This window comes from Nonomuraea antimicrobica (assembly GCF_039536965.1).
Lineage (GTDB): Bacteria > Actinomycetota > Actinomycetes > Streptosporangiales > Streptosporangiaceae > Nonomuraea > Nonomuraea antimicrobica.
Genome location: NZ_BAAAZP010000121.1, coordinates 77,421 through 94,030 on the forward strand (window position 1 = coordinate 77,421; position 16,610 = coordinate 94,030).

The 16,610-nt window shown below is 71.7% G+C and carries 15 protein-coding genes and 1 tRNA gene; 4 read left to right on the top strand and 12 right to left on the bottom strand.

Features of this window, described 5'->3' with window-relative positions:
• Positions 1 to 454: 454 nt before the first annotated feature.
• From ABD844_RS33395 to ABD844_RS33415, 5 genes are all read right to left on the bottom strand, one after another.
• Positions 455 to 1,189: an EI24 domain-containing protein gene (locus ABD844_RS33395; RefSeq protein ID WP_344886852.1), complete on the bottom strand. Its 735-nt coding sequence runs from the start codon at positions 1,187 to 1,189 to the stop codon at positions 455 to 457.
• Positions 1,190 to 1,199: 10 nt separating this feature from the next.
• The gene (locus tag ABD844_RS33400) at positions 1,200 to 1,781 is read right to left on the bottom strand and encodes a Maf family protein (RefSeq protein ID WP_344886854.1); all 582 of its coding nucleotides are present in this window, start codon (positions 1,779 to 1,781) and stop codon (positions 1,200 to 1,202) included.
• Between the two features lie 208 nt (positions 1,782 to 1,989).
• The gene (locus ABD844_RS33405) at positions 1,990 to 2,637 is read right to left on the bottom strand and encodes a DUF937 domain-containing protein (protein WP_344886856.1); all 648 of its coding nucleotides are present in this window, start codon (positions 2,635 to 2,637) and stop codon (positions 1,990 to 1,992) included.
• 92 nt (positions 2,638 to 2,729) lie between these two features.
• Positions 2,730 to 4,769 carry an ATP-dependent zinc metalloprotease FtsH gene (gene ftsH / locus ABD844_RS33410; RefSeq protein WP_344886858.1) on the bottom strand — a complete coding sequence of 680 codons (2,040 nt, stop codon included), beginning with the start codon at positions 4,767 to 4,769 and terminating at the stop codon, positions 2,730 to 2,732.
• A 36-nt stretch (positions 4,770 to 4,805) separates the two neighbouring features.
• Entirely contained in the window at positions 4,806 to 5,675 is an 870-nt protein-coding gene (locus tag ABD844_RS33415; protein WP_344886860.1) for a hypothetical protein, read from the bottom strand.
• Positions 5,676 to 5,858: 183 nt separating this feature from the next.
• Here ABD844_RS33415 and ABD844_RS33420 point away from each other — a divergent pair, with 183 nt between their 5' ends.
• On the top strand, positions 5,859 to 6,827 hold the full coding sequence (locus ABD844_RS33420; protein WP_344886862.1) for a DUF3616 domain-containing protein: 969 nt from the start codon (positions 5,859 to 5,861) through the stop codon (positions 6,825 to 6,827).
• A 54-nt stretch (positions 6,828 to 6,881) separates the two neighbouring features.
• Here the strand turns inward: ABD844_RS33420 and ABD844_RS33425 are convergent, their stop codons facing one another.
• On the bottom strand, positions 6,882 to 7,541 hold the full coding sequence (locus ABD844_RS33425) for a peptidyl-tRNA hydrolase (RefSeq protein ID WP_344886864.1): 660 nt from the start codon (positions 7,539 to 7,541) through the stop codon (positions 6,882 to 6,884).
• Positions 7,538 to 8,806, bottom strand: a complete 1,269-nt coding sequence (locus ABD844_RS33430; RefSeq protein WP_344886867.1) for an MFS transporter — start codon at positions 8,804 to 8,806, stop codon at positions 7,538 to 7,540. The genes ABD844_RS33425 and ABD844_RS33430 overlap by 4 nt, the downstream gene beginning before the upstream one ends.
• A 71-nt stretch (positions 8,807 to 8,877) precedes the next feature.
• Between ABD844_RS33430 and ABD844_RS33435 the strand changes: the two genes are divergently transcribed.
• A complete protein-coding gene (locus tag ABD844_RS33435) occupies positions 8,878 to 9,825 on the top strand; it encodes a GlxA family transcriptional regulator (RefSeq protein ID WP_344886869.1) in 948 nt (315 codons plus the stop codon).
• An 85-nt stretch (positions 9,826 to 9,910) separates the two neighbouring features.
• Positions 9,911 to 10,732: an SAM-dependent methyltransferase gene (locus ABD844_RS33440; RefSeq protein WP_344886871.1), complete on the top strand. Its 822-nt coding sequence runs from the start codon at positions 9,911 to 9,913 to the stop codon at positions 10,730 to 10,732.
• A 99-nt stretch (positions 10,733 to 10,831) separates the two neighbouring features.
• On the opposite strand, the gene ABD844_RS33445 is transcribed toward ABD844_RS33440, so the two are convergent.
• Positions 10,832 to 10,904: transfer RNA gene (locus ABD844_RS33445), tRNA-Ala, on the bottom strand.
• An 83-nt stretch (positions 10,905 to 10,987) separates the two neighbouring features.
• Positions 10,988 to 12,484, bottom strand: a complete 1,497-nt coding sequence (locus ABD844_RS33450; RefSeq protein WP_344886873.1) for a vWA domain-containing protein — start codon at positions 12,482 to 12,484, stop codon at positions 10,988 to 10,990.
• 223 nt (positions 12,485 to 12,707) lie between these two features.
• Here ABD844_RS33450 and ABD844_RS33455 point away from each other — a divergent pair, with 223 nt between their 5' ends.
• Entirely contained in the window at positions 12,708 to 14,393 is a 1,686-nt protein-coding gene (locus tag ABD844_RS33455) for an asparagine synthase-related protein (RefSeq protein WP_344886875.1), read from the top strand.
• On the opposite strand, the gene ABD844_RS33460 is transcribed toward ABD844_RS33455, so the two are convergent.
• Genes ABD844_RS33460 through ABD844_RS33470 form a run of 3 tightly spaced genes read right to left on the bottom strand, consistent with a single transcriptional unit; the run spans position 14,362 to position 16,451 of the window.
• A complete protein-coding gene (locus tag ABD844_RS33460; protein ID WP_344886877.1) occupies positions 14,362 to 14,910 on the bottom strand; it encodes a TIGR03086 family metal-binding protein in 549 nt (182 codons plus the stop codon). The genes ABD844_RS33455 and ABD844_RS33460 overlap by 32 nt on opposite strands.
• Positions 14,907 to 15,419, bottom strand: coding sequence for an isoprenylcysteine carboxyl methyltransferase family protein (locus ABD844_RS33465; protein WP_344886879.1), 513 nt, complete (start codon positions 15,417 to 15,419; stop codon positions 14,907 to 14,909). Before ABD844_RS33465 ends, ABD844_RS33460 begins: the two co-directional genes overlap by 4 nt.
• 12 nt (positions 15,420 to 15,431) lie before the next feature.
• Positions 15,432 to 16,451 (bottom strand): type III polyketide synthase, encoded by a 1,020-nt coding sequence (locus tag ABD844_RS33470; RefSeq protein WP_344886881.1) that lies wholly within the window; start codon positions 16,449 to 16,451, stop codon positions 15,432 to 15,434.
• Between the last annotated feature and the right edge of the window lie 159 nt (positions 16,452 to 16,610).

Below are 16,610 nucleotides of genomic sequence, written 5' to 3' on the forward strand. Positions count from 1 at the left end.
TGGGATGCGGGTTGGGGACGGAGTGCGGGTTGGGGACGGAGTGCGGACTGGGGGTGGCGGCGGGTGCGGGTGCGGGTGCGCTGAAGGGATAGGGCCTGGGGGTGGGGTTGGAGGTGAAGCGGTTGGTCGTCATGGGTCCAAAGGGTGCCGTGCCAGGACTGGCCCGCAAGCCGCCGAACGCGATTCTGTGGATGACCGCGTAGCCAGGCTCGGCGGTTGTGGACAAGCGCGGCAACGGCTGCGGCGCCCGTCCTTCGCATCCGGTGCCGAGCGGCTCGGTGCGGCGTGGTGGTCAGGCTCGTGGTGAGGCGGATCTCACGCGTGATGAGGCGGATCGCGCGCTGTGACGGTGACGGTCGCGTGATGAGGCAGAGGTGAGGTGAAGAGGGCGAGGGCCACGCATGGTCATGAGACCGAGGTCACGGCGGGTTCGGGCGGACCGCACCCGTACGTGTTATGCGACCGAAGCCAGGCGAGTACGTACGAGGAGGGCCGCACCCGCCACGGCGGCAGGCATGGCGATGACCGACACGAGGGGCACCAGGAACAGGACGAACACGGCCACCCCGAAGCCCAGCGCGCTCGCCTTGTTGGCGCGCAGCAGCGCGAACCGTTCTTTGCGGGCCATCCCCCGCCGTTCCATGGACAGCGTGGTCAGCTCCACCGTGAGGAAGAAGCCGGACACGGCGGCCCCCAGCACCGGCACCACCGTCTGGCCCACCACCGGAATGAACCCCAGGAAGAACAGCGGAATCGTGAACAGCAGCACGTAGAAGAGCGTCACCAGGCTGTCGCGGATCGAGCGCGGCAGCGTACGCCACCACGGCTGCTCGTGCTCGTCCTCCAGGGCGTCCACCGCCGCCGACAGCTTCTCGTAGAACGGCTCCCCGATGGCCAGCGTCACAGCCGTGAACGTGATCACGGCCAACGCCAGCCCCCCGAAGAACAGCGCGATGCCCACCAGGGTGCGGAACAGCTCCCGCCAGCTCCACGAATCGGCGAACGGCGTCAGGAACTCGGCCACGTCGGACGCGTTCCTACCGAGGAAGATCAGCGCCACCACGTAGACGGCGAACGCGATCAGCGCCGGAATCAACCCGAACGCCCACCAGCGGCCGTTCCTGGCCACCCACCCGAACCCCTGGAGGAAGAAGCCGACACCGGCCGTGAAATCGCGCACTGATCGCATGCCCGGCAGGCTAGCGCCAGAAAGACGTCACCGCGTAGCCGAGTTCGGCGAACAGGTCGCGCAGCAGCGGGAGCGAGATCCCGAGCACGTTGCCGTGGTCGCCCTCGATGCCCTCCACGAACCAGCCGCCCCGCCCCTCGATGCTGAACGCGCCCGCGAGGCCGAGCGGCTCGTCGGTGGCGGCGTAGGCGGCGATCTCCTCCTCCGACGGCAGGCCGAAGTGCACCACCGTGGTCGCGACCTCCGCCACCTGACGCCCCGCGGGTACGTCGATCACGCAGTGGCCCGTGACGAGGCGGCCCGTGCGACCCCGCATGAGGCGCCAGCGCTCCACGGCCTCCTCGCGGGTGGCGGGCTTGCCGTACGGGCGTCCGTCGAGTTCGAGGATCGAGTCGCAGCCGATGACCAGCCCCTCTTCGAGCCCGCTCGCGACCGCCTCCGCCTTCGCCTTGGCCAGCACCAGGCTGAGCGCGGCGGGCGAGTGGGCGGAGAAGGAGTCCTCGTCGACCCCGCTGACGATCACCTTCGGGTCGAGGCCGGCGGTGCGCAGGAGGGCCAGGCGGGTGGAGGAGGCTGAGGCCAGAACGATCACCGGCCTAGCCTACCGGCCACCGTCCGTGGTCCGTCTGCGGCCAGGGGCGCGACGAACGAGCGTCTGACGACGGGGTCTGCGGGGTCCACCGGCCGCGGCCCACCAGTCGGGGCCCACCGGTCAGGGCCCACCGGTCGGGGGGCTGCCGAGTCACCGGGCGGAGGCGGTGCGGTTCGACAGTCGGAGTTCGGCGTGCCGTCTGTGGGGTTCACCACTCGGAGTTCGACGTGCCGGGAGTGATCTCGCGTTCGGTGCACGGGGTGCCGATGCCGCCGGACGCTCCGGGCGTGACCTGGCGTTCGGTCCGGTACGGCTCGTACGGCAGGCCCTGGCGCGGCACGTTCCCGCCGAAGATGCCGTTGAGCAGCCTGCCGAGCAGATCGCCCAGCCCGCCGGGGAGGGACGACTGCTCACGGTCGAGGAAGTCGGCCAGGGCGCCGGGGTCCATGTCGCGGTCGGCGGCCCGGTTGGCCAGGAGCGACATGATCATGGGGGCGATCAGCGGCATGAGCTTCATGATGGTCACGGTGCCGACCCCGGCGAGCTGCGCCAGCCCGGCCGCGGCCTGCTCGGTCCCCTGCCCGCCCAGGACGTGGCCGAGGATGCTGTGCCCGTCGCGGGTGAGCGAGGCCACGTCGCCGTTGAACGGATCGGCGTCCAGGTGGTCCTCCAGCGCGTCGCGCAGTGCGTCGGCGCCGTCGGGGTGTGCGGCGTTGCGGGCCATGCCCCCGACGATGGTGCCCGACACCGCCTCGATGACCTTGCGGGCCGTGAGCGGGTCGGTGCCGAGCATCCCGGCGATCTGTTCCAGCCCGGAGTCCCCGAGTCCGGCGAGAAGCTCGTCATTCAGTGTCACGACGATCCCCCGATCCCAGTTGTCGGAGATGTTCCCTTGCCGGACTCGAAGCAACGTCCGAATTGTCCTAATTTTTGGGAAAGTGTCCGAACTTACGGACGAGGCTCGGGCTCGCCGACCTCCACCGGCGCAGGCTCCACGGCAACGGACCCCCCATTCGAACCAGGCGAACCATGCGAACCATTCGACGCCGCCGGACGGTATGGGATGGGCACGGGCGCTGGGCGGGTCTCGATCGGGCTGGGGAGACCGGCGGCGGTGTACGCGCCCGCCTCGTCCAGCGTCTCGTGCTCCAGCAGGGCCGCCACGATCGCGTCCAGCTTGTCGCGGTTGTCGGTGAGGATCCGGACCGCGCGCTCGTAGCACTCGTCCACGATCCGCCGCGCCTCCTCGTCCACCGTGGCCAGCGTGGCGGGCGAGGCCTGCGGCTGCTGGCCGTCGTTGGGCAGGATGGTCAGCGGGCCGACCTTCTCGGACATGCCCCACCGGCCCACCATGCCGCGAGCGATCATGGTGACCTGCTCCAGGTCGTTCTCGGCGCCGGTGGTGATGACGCCGTACACGACCTGCTCGGCCGCCATGCCCCCGAGCGCGCCCGTGATGCGCCCGCGCAGGTACTGCTCGTCGTAGGCGTAGCGGTCGGTGTCGGGGGTGGACAGCGTGACGCCGAGCGCCCGGCCGCGCGGGATGATCGAGATCTTCCTGACCGGGTCGGCGCCGGGCTGGAGCATGCCGAGCAGCGCGTGCCCGGCCTCGTGGAAGGCCGTGCGGGTGCGCTCCTCCTCCGGCATGACGATGCTGCGGGCCGCGCCGAGCTGCAGCTTCTCCAGCGCGTCGGCGAAGTCGGCCATCGTGACCTTGTCGCGTCCGCGCTTGGCGGCGAGCAGGGCGGCCTCGTTGACCAGGTTGGCCAGGTCGGCGCCGGTCATGCCGGGTGTGGTCTTGGCGAGCTGGTCGAGGGCGACCTCGCCGTCGAGCGGCACTCCGCGCGAGTGCACGACCAGGATCGCGGTACGCCCCGCCGCGTCGGGCAGGCCCACCTGCACCGTACGGTCGAAGCGCCCCGGACGCAGCAGCGCCGGGTCGAGGATCTCCGGCCGGTTGGTGGCCCCGATGACGATCACGCCTTCGGCGCCGGAGAAGCCGTCCATCTCGGTGAGGATCTGGTTGAGCGTCTGCTCGCGCTCGTCGTGGCCGCCGATGCCGCCCGCGCCGCCCCTGGCCCGCCCGATGGCGTCGATCTCGTCGATGAACACGATCGACGGCGCCACCTTGCGCGCCTCCTCGAACAGGTCGCGCACCCGCGAGGCGCCCACGCCGACGATCATCTCGATGAACTCGGAGGCGCTGGCCGAGAAGTAGGGCACCTTGGCCTCGCCCGCGACCGCCCTGGCCAGCAGCGTCTTGCCGGTGCCGGGAGGCCCGGCCAGCAGCACGCCCTTGGGCAGCTTCGCGCCCAGCCTGCGGTATTTGCCGGGGTCCTTGAGGTAGTCGACGATCTCGACGAGCTCGTTCTCGACCTCGTCGATGCCCGCCACGTCCTCGAACGTGACCCGCACCTGCCCCGCGTCGACCGGCTTGGCCGCCTTCGACTTGCCGAGCCCGCCCAGGCCACCGCCCATCATGCTGGCGCCCCGCCGCATGATCCAGATCCACAGACCGGCCAGCAGCAGCACGGGCAGCAGCGACAGCAGCAGGTTGGAGAAGAACCCGCGCGTGATGGGCTGCGAGGTGATCTCCACCTGACCGGTGGCGAGCTGCTGGTCGAGCTGGTCGGTGTTGGCGAAGGCTGGGATCTCGGTGGCGAAGCGCGTGTACGTCTCGCCACCCTCGGGGTTGTTCGCCGCCTTGCGCAGATCGCCCTCGACCGACAGGCCCTGGGCGTAGATGTCCTTGACGTTCTTGGTGTTCACCTGCTTGGTGAACTCGGTGTACGAGATCGTCTCCACGGATCCGCTGTCGACGAACGACGACACCACGAAGAAGCCCGCGTACACCACGAGCAGCGTGACGACGAAACGCCACCAATTGATCTTGGGCCGCCCGCCGGGCGTGCCGGGCAGGCCCTCCGAGCGCCAGGGCGGCTTGCCCTTGCCCTTGTCCGGTGTCTGCGGCGGTCCAGAGCGTTCCACGGCGTCACTCCCCACATCGCCGCTTTCATGATCCTTCTAGCCTAGAACACGCACCCCAGAGACCACGCGGCCGATGTCGGGCCACTGCTTGCGCTGCGAGTCAGGCACTGTGACGAACGCGAGTCCCGGCTTGCTCATTCCCCCATCCATGATCACGACGGCTGCCTGGGAGCTGCGCTTGCCGTACGTGACGCGGTAGACGAGCATCCAGCCGCGCTTGACCGGCTGGGAGGCCAGCCAGGTGATGCGGGAGCCCTTGGGGTGGTGGTTGAGCGTCCAGCGGGCGGCCAGCAGGGCGGTGTCGCGCGGCGTCTCCTGCTCCATGGTCGGCAGCGGGCAGGTGACGAGCACGCCGCGCAGGCCGCCGCCACGCTGATTGGGCAGCACCTGCTTGCTGGTGAACGGCGCCGCCCCCGACGTCTTCCACGGCCCGGGCATCCGCGGCACGGCCAGCCCGGTACGCGGGTCCTTGACCACGCGCTTGGCCGGGGCGCGCATGGGCATGCGCTTGACCTTGCTGGTGAGCTTGGGCACGCGCGGGTCGGCGTACAGGGCCTGCATGGCCGTGTAGCCGGGCGCGAGTGAACCTCCCGGAGCAGGCGTCTCCCGCGGTGCGGCCCCCGCGGGGCCGGGAGACGCGGGGCCGGGAGACGCGGGGCCGGGAGACGCGGGGCCGGGAGACGCGGGGCCGGGAGACACAGGGCCGGGAGACACAGGGCTGGGCGACGCGGGGCTCGCGGACGTCTCGGCCGTCGGTGCGGAGCCGGACGAGGACAGCGCGGCCGGCGGCGCGGTTACCGGCCCCGCCGCGACCTCGTCCGGCTCGGACGGGAGCACCATGGCCAGCGCCACGGCGACAGCCGTGACGGCGGCGGCCATGACCAGCCCCCGATACACCACCCGCATGCGCAGATCGCCGATGCGGGAGCGTTTGGGCGGAGAAGTGGGAACGCTACGCCTTGCCGGATCTTTCACCCGGGAATCCTCGATCTCATCTTCCCCATCGAACACGACGGGAGCGTACGACATATCCCGGCATTGCGTCCTTGAAGCAACCGAAGTGCAATCTTGGCGTGGTGGAATGATGTCGTGGAACAGGTTGAGCTGCGATTCGACCACGCCTCGCAAGCGTCCCAGACACACACCAACCTCTCGGCGATCCGGCAGAGCTCCACCGGTCTCTGGGTGGCCGGTGACGAGACCGCGACCTTCGAGCACCTCACCTGGACCGGCGACCACTACGGCGGCCAGCGCACCTTCCATCTGGCCGACCACGTCACGCTTCCCGCTGGGCCGCAGGACGAGGCCGACATCGAGGGCCTGGCACGCGCGAACGGCTACCTGTGGCTGGTCGGCTCGCACAGCCTCAAGCGCAGGAAGGTGAAGTCGAAGGACCCCGGCAAGGCGGCCGAGCGGCTGGCCACCCTGGTCAGGGAGGAGAACCGGTTCATCCTCGCCCGCCTGCCGCTGGATCCGCAGTCCGAGACACCCGGCGAGGGGGCGATCCTGTCGGGCTCCCGCGCCCTGACGACGCACCTCGGCGAGGACCCGCACCTGGCGCCGTTCCTGGCGCTGCCGGGCAAGGACAACGGCCTCGACGTCGAGGGCATCGCCGTCACCGAGGACCGCGTCTACCTCGGGCTGCGCGGGCCCGTGCTGCGCGGCTGGGCGGTGGTGCTGGAGCTGCGGGTCGAGGACGCGGGCAGGGGGCGGCTGCGGCTGCGGGAGCCGTACCGCAAGCACTTCCTGGACCTGGACGGGCTCGGCGTGCGGGACATGTGCCCGGACGGCGATTCGCTGCTGCTGCTCGCCGGGCCGAGCATGGACCTCGACGGGCCCGTACGCGTCGTGCGCTGGCGGCTCGGCCCCGAGCGGCGGGGGCTCGTACCGGCCGACGAGTTGGAGACCGTGCTGGAGCTGCCGTACGGCGTGCGGTGCGACCACCCGGAAGGGCTGGCCCGGCTGGCGGACGGCAGGCTCATCGTCGTGTACGACAGCCCGTCGCCCGCCCGCATCACCCCGGCGGGCGGCGTCCTGGCCGACGTGTTCGAGATCTAGGCGGTTCGAGGTCCAGGCGGTTCGAGGTCCAGGCGGTTCGAGATCTAGGGCAGTTCAGGGCCTGGTGACGCGGCCCGCCAGCCAGGGCGCGTCCGCGACGAACGTGCACGAGCCCGGCTCGATCTCCGTGAAGCCCGCGTCACGCACCACCGGCAGCCCGGCGGCCACCAGGGCGTCGAAGTCGTCCCGCGCGGCGGCCGTGCGCACCGAGACCGCGAGCCCCCGCTCCCGCCAGGCCGCCCGCTCGCCCGCGTCGCTGGCCCACCAGGCGAGCTGGGCGGCGTGCCCGGCCTGCGCCATGGCCTTGCCCGCGGACATCTCCAGCGCCGGGTTGGCCCACAGGACCGGCGGTTGCGCGGGCCCCGGCCCGGCGGTGTCGGTCAGCTCGGTGCCCGACACCTGCAACCGGGCCAGGTCGCGCGGCCAGTCGTCGAGGGGCACGGGCGGGTGGACGCGTACCTGGGCGGTGCGGTGCTCGACCGTGCGGCCGGGCAGCGCGACGGCCCGGCGCCACTCGGCGCCCCTGGCCCGGCGGACGACCTTGCGGATCTTCCCGGTGGACTGCCAGGCGTGCAGCTCGGCGGTCCACTCGCCCGGGTCGTCCAGCAGGCCCAACACGGCCATGGCGGCGGCCTCCAGGGCGTCGGTGCGTTCGGGAGGTGCGGCCCGCTCGATCCTCACGACCAGGGGCAGCACGTACAGCTCGGAGTTCATCGCCCTCTAGCATGCCCGATGGCCAGGGACATTCCGGCGGCGAGCAGGCACAGGGCGCCGGCGGCGTACCAGGCGAGGTCGTAGGCGCCCAGGTGGTCGCGGGTGAGCCCGGCGCCGATGGCGGCGATCGCGGCCCCGACCTGGTGCGAGCCGAACACCCAGCCGAAGACGACGGCCCCGTCGGCCCCGTAGATCCGCCGGCACAGCGCCACCGTGGGGGGCACGGTGGCCACCCAGTCCAGCCCGTAGAAGATGATGAAGATCAGCATGCTGGGCTCGGTCGTGGCCGCGAACAGGCTGGGCAGCACCATGAGCGACAGCCCGCGCAGCCCGTAGTAGACGCCGAGCAGCACCTTGGGGTCGATCTTGTCGCTGAGCCAGCCGGAGGCGATCGTCCCGGCGATGTCGAAGATGCCGATGATCGCCAGCAGGCCCGCGGCGACCGGCTCGGCCATGCCGTGGTCGTGGGCGGCGGGGATGAAGTGGGTGCCGACCAGGCCGTTCGTGCTGGCGCCGCAGATCGCGAAGCCGCCCGCGAGCAGCCAGAACGGCCGCGTCCTGGCCGCCCGGGCGAGCACGGTGACGGCCCTGACCGCCGCGTTGACCGTGACCGGCGCCGCCGCGCGCACGGCGCCCGGCTCCGCGCCCAGCGCCGTCGTGCCCACGTCCTCGGGACGGTCGCGCAGCAGCCACCACACGAACGGCACCACGGCCAGCGCCGCCGCGGCCACGGTCAGCGAGGCCACCCGCCAACCGGGTCCCCCGGCGAGCTGGGCGAGCACCGGCAGGAAGACGAGCTGGCCGGTGGCCCCGCCCGCGGTGAGCACGCCGGTCACCAGCCCCCGGTGCCGGACGAACCAGCGGTCCACCACGGTCGCGGCGAACACCAGGGCCATCGAACCGGTCCCGAGGCCCACCAGCACGCCCCAGCAGAGCAGGAGCTGCCAGTTCGCCGTCATCAGCACGGTGAGCCCGCTGCCCGCGGCGATGAGCAGGAGCGCGATGGCGACCACGCGGCGCATGCCGAAGCGGTCCATGAGGGCGGCGGCGAAGGGGGCGGTCAGACCGTAGAGCACCAGGTTGATCGAGACGGCCAGCGAGATCGTGCCGGTCGACCAGCCGAACTCCTCCTGCAACGGGGTGATCAGCACGCCGGGGGTGGCGCGGAAGCCGGCGGAGCCCAGGATGGCCACGAACGCGACGGCCGCGACGAACCAGGCCCGGTGCAGCCGTCGACGGGTGGGGGTGGAGGCGCTCACTGTCATGCGCCAATCCTGATTTATCTGCTTACATGGTCACGAGCGGCCGGAAAGCCAATATGTGAAAGAATCAGGCCATGCTCCATCGTGTCGCCGTCGTGGTGCTCGACCACTTCGCACCGCTCGACCTGGGCGTGCCCGGCCAGGTGTTCTCGGCCGCGGAGAGCGCGGCGGGCGAGAAGCTGTACGAGGTGGTCACCTGTTCGGAGGGCGGCAGGCCGGTGCGGTGCGGCGCGGGCTACAGCGTGCTGCCCGACCACGACCTCGGCGTGCTCGACTCGGCCGACACCGTCGTGGTGCCCGGCGTCCACGGAGGGCGGCCGATGAGAGACGGCACGATCTCCGGCACGCTCCGCGCGGCCCTGCGCGACCGGCCGAGGGTCATGTCGATCTGCACGGGCTCGTTCGTGCTGGCGGCGGCGGGCCTGCTCGACGGTCGGCCGGCCACCACGCACTGGCGCGAGGCGGCCCGCTTCGCCCGGCTGTTCCCTGAGGTCAAGCTCGACCCCGACGTGCTGTTCGTGGACGACGGCGACGTGCTGACCTCGGCGGGCGTGGCGGCGGGCCTCGACCTGGCCCTGCACGTGGTCAGGCGCGACCACGGCAGCGAGGTGGCCAACCGGACGGCCAGGCGGTGCGTGATGCCGCCGTGGCGGGAGGGCGGCCAGGCCCAGTACATCGACCGGCCGCTCCCGTCCGGCGACGGCGGCACGGCGGCCACCCGCGCGTGGATGCTAGCCCGCCTGGACACCCCGCTCGACCTGACCGCGCTGGCCGGGCACGCCAGGATGAGCGTACGGACCTTCACCAGACGCTTTCGCGAGGAGACCGGCCAGAGCCCGGCCAAGTGGCTCACCGGCCAGCGCGTACGCCACGCCAGGCACCTGTTGGAGACGACCGACCTCGGGGTGGAGGAGGTCGCCAGGCGGGCGGGCTTCGGCTCGGCGGTCTCGCTGCGCCAGCACCTGCACGCGGCCGTCGGCGTCTCCCCTCTGGCCTACCGCCACACCTTCCGGCGCGTCTGATCGCCCACTCACCCAGATCCCCGACATACCCCGCCTTTTTCCCGTCTAGAATGCGGCCGAGGATGATCACAGAAGGGTTGTGCGCATGGCCGAGGCGGATCGTGTCCCCGACGGGGTCAACCCGAGCGTGCCCAACGTCGCGCGCATGTACGACTACTACCTCGGCGGGCGCGACAACTTCGCCTCCGACCGCGCGGCGGCCGAGCAGATGATCGAGCTGGGCCGCCGGATGGGCAACGACGCCCGGCAGATAGCCAAGCACAACCGGGCCTTCCTGGGCCGCGCGGTACGCATGCTCGCCGAGGCGGGCGTGCGGCAGTTCGTGGACATCGGCGCCGGTCTGCCGACCCAGGACAACGTGCACCAGGTGGCCCAGCGGCACGTCCCCGACTCGCGCGTGGTCTACGTGGACCACGACCCGGTCGTGCTCGTGCACGCCCGCGCGCTGCTCGCCAGGGAGCCGAACGTCTTGGCGGTCGAGGGCGACCTGCGCGACCCCGACGCGATCCTGGACGACCCGCAGGTCATCGGGCACATCAACCCGTCCGAGCCGTACGCGGTGCTCATGGTGGCGGTGCTGCACTTCATCCCCGACGACGCCGAGGCGGCCGCCATCGCCGCCCGCGTCAGGGAACGGCTGCGGCCGGGCTGCTACCTGGTGCTCTCCCACCTGTACGAGGGCGACGTCACCGAGGACGACGCCCGCGCCGGCCAGCAGGTCTATTCGGGCACCGCCTCGGGCGGCCTGGCCCGGCGCGGCTACGCCGACATCGCCGCCTACTTCGGGGGCCTGGAGCTGCTGGGGCCCGGCGTCGTGCCGGTGGCCGACTGGCAGGCGGACGCGTCGCCGGGCGAAGGCTACGACCTGGTCAAGCCGGGCATCCTCGCCGGAGTCGGACGCGTCTGAGCCCGCCTGCGCGGGCTCCGGGCCCCTGCTCGGGCTCCCGGCCCGCCATCACGAACGAAGGCCGCCCCGGATGACCGGGAGCGGCCTTTTTCACTGCTGTGGAGCTATGGGGATTCGAACCCCAGACCTCCTCCATGCCATGGAGGCGCGCTACCAACTGCGCCATAGCCCCTCTCGCTGTACGAGTGTAGCCGACTTCGGGACCGCCGGAGCACACGCGCGAATGGGGACAAGGCGGCTCAGGAGAGCGGCAGGTCAGCGCACGGCCCTGGCCTTGCCGATGAGGGTGGCCAGCTCGCCCACCATCGGGTCCTCGGACGCGTCGGCCAGCCGGGTGGCCTGATCGGCCAGCATCGGCAGGTCCATGCCGAACGCCTCACGGTCGCGCATGTACATCGCGAACGCCGCCACCACCACGTCCACCTGGAGTCGTACCGGCGCCTTGTCCCACAGCGACTCGGCCAGGTCGCCGGAGCGCAGCGACTCGCTCGCCTCCGAGGCGGTCCTGGTGTCGGGGTCCTGCCAGCGCACGGTGGCCTGGGCGAGCTGGCCCTCGGCGCCGGGCTTGAGCTTGAGCGCGTAGAGAGCGGTGACGGAGTGGCCGGGGCCGATCTCGCCGCCGTCGCGGCTGTCGTCGCGGAACTCCTCGGCGGCCAGCTCGCGGTTCTCGTATCCGATGAGGCGGTAGCTCTCCACCACCGACGGGTTGAAGACGACCTGGGCCTTGGCGTCGCGGGCGCGCAGCTCGATGGTGGCGGGGAGCTGCTCGGTGAAGAGCTTCGTGGCCTCCTCCTCGGTGCTGACGTACACGGCCATGCCGTCGCCGTTGTCGGCGAGCTGTTCCATCAGCTCGTCGCCGTACTCGCGGCCGACGCCGACCGTGAGCAGCGTGACCTGCTTGCCCGCGTACTCCTTGACCTGGTCGAGGAGGGCCTGCCACGTGGTGCTGCCCTGGTTGGCCAGACCGTCGGAGAGCACGACGACCCGGTTCGTGGCCGCCGGGCGGAACGCCTGGGACGCCTCCCGGTAGCCGGTCACGAGCCCGGCCTCCAGGTTCGTGCCGCCGCTGACGGAGAGCCGGTCCACCGCCGCGCGCAGCTCGTCCCTGGCGGTCAGCGGGGTCATCGAGGCCAGGACGTCGGCGCCGTCGCTGAAGGAGACGATCGAGACCTGGTCACCGGGCGCGAGCTGGTCGAGCAGCTTGTGCAGGGACGACTTGACCAGGTCGAGCCGGCCGCTCTCGGCCATCGAGCCGGACACGTCCACCACGAACGTGAGGTTGGCCGGCCGCCGCGCGGCGCTGTCGGAGGCCCGGGTCTGCAGGCCCACCCGCATGACCGCCTCGTCGCGCTCGGGCAGCCTGGCCCCGTCGACGTGCACGATGAACCCGTCGTCCGTCGGCTGCGCGTAGTCCTGCCGGAAGGCGTTGACCCACTCCTCGGGACGGATCTCACCGGGGGCGGGCCAGCGGCCCTCCTGGAGGGTACGGCGGGCGTAGCCGTACGAGGCGGTGTCCACGTCGAGGGCGAACGTGGAGATCTGCGCCGTGGTCGTGTCCTGCTCGCCGTCCTCGTCGGCGGCGGACTTCTCGGGCAGTGGCGAACTCGACTGCGCGGGGGCCGGAGCCTGCCGGCCCTCGTTCGACGACTGGGGGGCGTTGGCGCCGCTCGTGCTGCTTTCCGGGCCGCCGCAGGCCGCCAGCCCGAGGAGCGCGACAAGCCCGACGCTGATCGCTAAAGGACGAATTTTCATCTCAACCACCTCCGAGTCGTACGACGGAAGGAAGGGCGAGCCGGCCGGGCCGGTGACGCAAGCGAGCGCAAACCGCGATCGTCGCGTGATCAGTTGTAACGAATGGGAGAATTGCGATAAGCCTGACGCCGTGCGCGTCTATCTAGGCATTGCGGCAAAGCGGCAGGATGTTTCGGCCCACGTCCTGAACCGGGTTCGATCCGTTATCGAAGCCGCGTTCCCCGTGCCGCCCGACGTCATCCGCGGGCGCGAATGGCACGGCCGGGGCGTCTCGCTCTTCGCCTGGACCAACGAGCCCGACGACTCCCGGCAGCCGCCGCTGATCTCCGAGCACGGCGGCCGCGTCATCGGGCTGAACGGCCACCTCGCCGACCCCGCCGACGTCACCAGGCTGCCCGACGACTCCGTGGGAGGGTGCTTCTCCGGCTGGTTCGCGGGCGACGGCGAGCTGGCCGCGAGCACCGCGATCAACCGGGTCTGCCCCGTCTTCTACGCCGAGACGCCGGAGCTGCACGTCGTCGGCAGCCGCGCGCTGCTCGTGCACCTGGCGGCCCGGCCGGACGACCGGATCGAGTACGACGTGCTCGCCCTCCAGGCGATGGTCAGGCAGGGCTTCTTCCTGTCGGACGAGACGCCGTACCAGGGGGTGTCGGCGCTGCGGCCCAGCTCGCGGCTGACGGTCCGGGACGGCGTGCGCAGCATCACCGAGACCCCGCTGCTCGAGGCCGCGCCCGCGCCCACGTCGGCGCGCGACAAGCGGGCGGCGATCGGCGAGCTGGCGGACGCGCTGCTGGCCACCGTGGCCCCGCTGCGCGACCTGGGCGAGCCGGTGAACCTGGCGCTGACCGGCGGCCGTGACACCCGCATCCTGGCGGCGGTGCTGCACGCGGCGCGGGTGCCGTTCCGTGCGACGACGAACGGGCTCGACACGCACCCCGACGTGATCATCGCCCGGCGCATCGCCGCGAAGCTGGGCGTGGAGCACACGGTCATCGCCCCGCCGCAGACCGCCGCCAAGGACGCGGTGCTGGTGGAGCACCCGCTCAGCCGGGCGTGGGAGACGCTGCGCACGTGCGAGGGGATGACCTCGGCGTACGAGTCGATCGTGAGCTACCTCCCCTACTCCGGAAAGCCCACCATGTCGGGGCAGAGCGGCGAGACGCTGCGCGCGGGCAGCCTGAACCTGCTCCAGACCGACCTCAGCGACAAGGCCCTGCTGCGCCGCATCGACAACACCTTCCGCAAGGACGGCAAGCTGTTCACCGCCGCCGCCAACGAGCACGCCCGTGAGCTGGCCGCGCCGTGGCTGGCCCGGCCGAACCGGCTGGAGGCGCTGGACCACATCTACATCTGGTACAAGGTCGGCCGGTGGCAGGCCAGCGCGCGGGCGGGCGCCCTGCGTCGCGGTGATCCCGTGCGGCCGTTCCTGGACAACCGCGTGGCGCGGGCGGCGCTGAGCCTGGATCAGGGCTGGCGGCTCTCCGAAGAGGTGATTTATGCCCTTATTTTGCGATTGGCGCCGGAATTGCGGGATGTGCCGATCGAGGGGAAGCCATGGCGGTTCGCTGAGGGGCTGACCCCGCGTAAACCGCGCTGGTTCTGGCGCGATCACGTGCCGCCTGAGCACATGCCCACGGCCAAGACCGGGGGCGGGTGGAGCTGGCGTACCAGCCCCGGGCCCGCCCTCTCGGCCGTACTGCGCGAGCAGGTGCTCGGCAGCCTCGACGCCCTGGCCCCCATCGTGAACCCGGACGAGGTGCGCGCGCTCTTCGCCGGCCCGGTGGTCACGAAGCCCGGCCCGGCCTGGCACCTCTACACGGTCAGCACGCTGCTGACCGGCCTCTACCCGGGCAAGCAGCCGGAGGGTCTGGAGGAGATCACGGTTTCCAGGCCGGATCCCGCCCGATGACCCCGAGGAACCGGTCGAACGCGGGCGCGTCCCCGGGCACCGCCACCTCCTCGCCGAACGCGCCCCGCTCCCGGCCCATCGGGGCCATCTGCGTGGCGAACGCGAGCATGGCCCGCGCCGTGTCCTCCTCGACCTCGTAGGACCGGCCCGTCGCCCGCGCCAGGTCCCAGCCGTGGGCGGCGAAGTCGGTCAGCGCCAGGTTCGCCACCACGGGCTTCGGCATGCCCCCCATGGCCTCGCTCGCGCCCTCCCACGCCTCGGGACGCTCCCACGCGGCCAGCATGCGCTCGGCCCGCTCACGGAAGTCCCCGGTGAACTCCTCCTTCTGGGGCACGAAAGGGCCGTCGCCCGCGACGGACTCGAACAGGGTGGCGCCCCACTCCAGATGGTTGACCAGGGCCCGCACGTCGTACTCGGAGCAGGGCGTGGGGAGCCCGAACTCGTCCTCGCCCAGGCTCTCGACCAGCGCGGACGTGCGGCCGGTGGCGTCGCGCAACATCGTCAGCAGTTCGTTCATGGTCTACAGGGTGCCAGAGCCAGGTCCTCGACGCGGACGCGAATGGTGAGGAGGACGGCGTTGACCACGGTGAACGTCACGGCCGTCAGCCAGGCGGTGTGCACGAGCGGCAGCGCGATCCCCTCGGCGACCACGGCCACGTAGTTGGGGTGCCGCAGCCACCGGTACGGCCCCCGGTGCACGAGCGGCAGCCCGGGCACCACGACGACCCGCGTGTTCCACCGCCGCCCCAGCGTACGGACGCACCACCAGCGCAGCCCCTGGGCGAGCACGACGACGGCGAGCATGGGCCAGCCCAGCGCGGGCACGAAGGGACGGCCGAGCAGCCACACCTCCGCGGGCGCCGCGACCAGGAGCCCCACGTGGGCCGCGACGATCCACGGGTAGTGCCGCCTGCCGTACTCGACGCCGCCCTCGGACCTGGCCCAGGCCAGGTTGCGCCGGGCCACCGCCAGCTCGGCCAGCCGTTCGAGCACGACCAGCCCGATCAGAACCGCGTACGCCGTCACCGGAGCGGGCCGTCACCAGTGCAGCAGGAGCAGTTCGGCGGAGAACCCCGGGCCCAGTGCCATCAGCAGGCCGGGCGTGCCCGGCCGTCCGCGGGTCTCCTGGAGCACGTGGAGCACCGAGACCGAGGACAGGTTGCCGTGCTCGCGCAGTGATCGCCAGGTCACGTCGAGTGCCTTGGGCGGCAGGCCGAGCGTCTGCACGATCTTGTCGATGACCTTCGGGCCGCCCGGGTGGCAGACCCAGGTGGCGACCTGCTCGGGAGTCAGGCCGTAGTCCGCCAGGAACGCCTTGATGTCGGCGGCCAGCACCCGCTCCACGAAGCCGGTCAGGTCGGCGTCCAGCACGATGCGGAAGCCGTGGTCGCCGACCTCCCAGCCCATGAGGTGCTCGGTGCCGGGGTAGAGCCGGCTCCGGGTGGCGACGACCTCGGGGCCGGGCCCGCGCCCGGTGGCCACGACGGCCGCCGCGCCGTCCCCGAACAGCCCGCTGGCCACCAGGTTCGCGATGGAGGTGTCGTCGCGCTGGATCGTCAGCGAGCACAGCTCCACACAGACCAGTACGGCGACGTGGTCGGGCCAGCCGCGCAGGTAGTCGTACAGCCGGGCCAGTCCGGACGCGCCCGCCGCGCAGCCCAGGCCGAACACCGGCACCCGTTTCACGTCGGGCCGCAACCCCAACCGCTGGGCCAGCTTGGCGTCCAGCGAGGGCGTCGCCACGCCGGTGCTCGAACAGAACAGCAGGTGATCGACCTTCTCCGGGCGTACGCCCGCCTTGCGCAACGCTCCCGCCATGGCCTGTTCGGCGTATTCGAGGGCGAGTTCGAGAAAGGCGTCGTTGGCGCGGGCGAAGGAGTCGAGCTTGGCGTAGTCGGCCAGCGGCAACGCCAAGTTGCGGCCCTCCACCCCGGTGGCCGCGTGGAATCGTCTCAGCAGGTCGTCGTCGCAGTCGGTCAGCCGGGAGAACGCCTCGGTGATCTCCGCCTGCTCGTAGCGGTGATCGGGCAAAACGGTCTGTACTCCCGAAATGTGCATATATCTCTCCTGCCGCGGAGAGGCCCCGGCTAACATGCGGATCCGCCGCTGCCGCTCCGGCCGGGCCACGCCGGGGTGGCGGTGGTCGCGTCCGCGGGTCGGCCGGGCACGGGCCGGCCGCCCAGCCGAGGGCTGACGGCGTTCAGTGCCTGAGCCGCC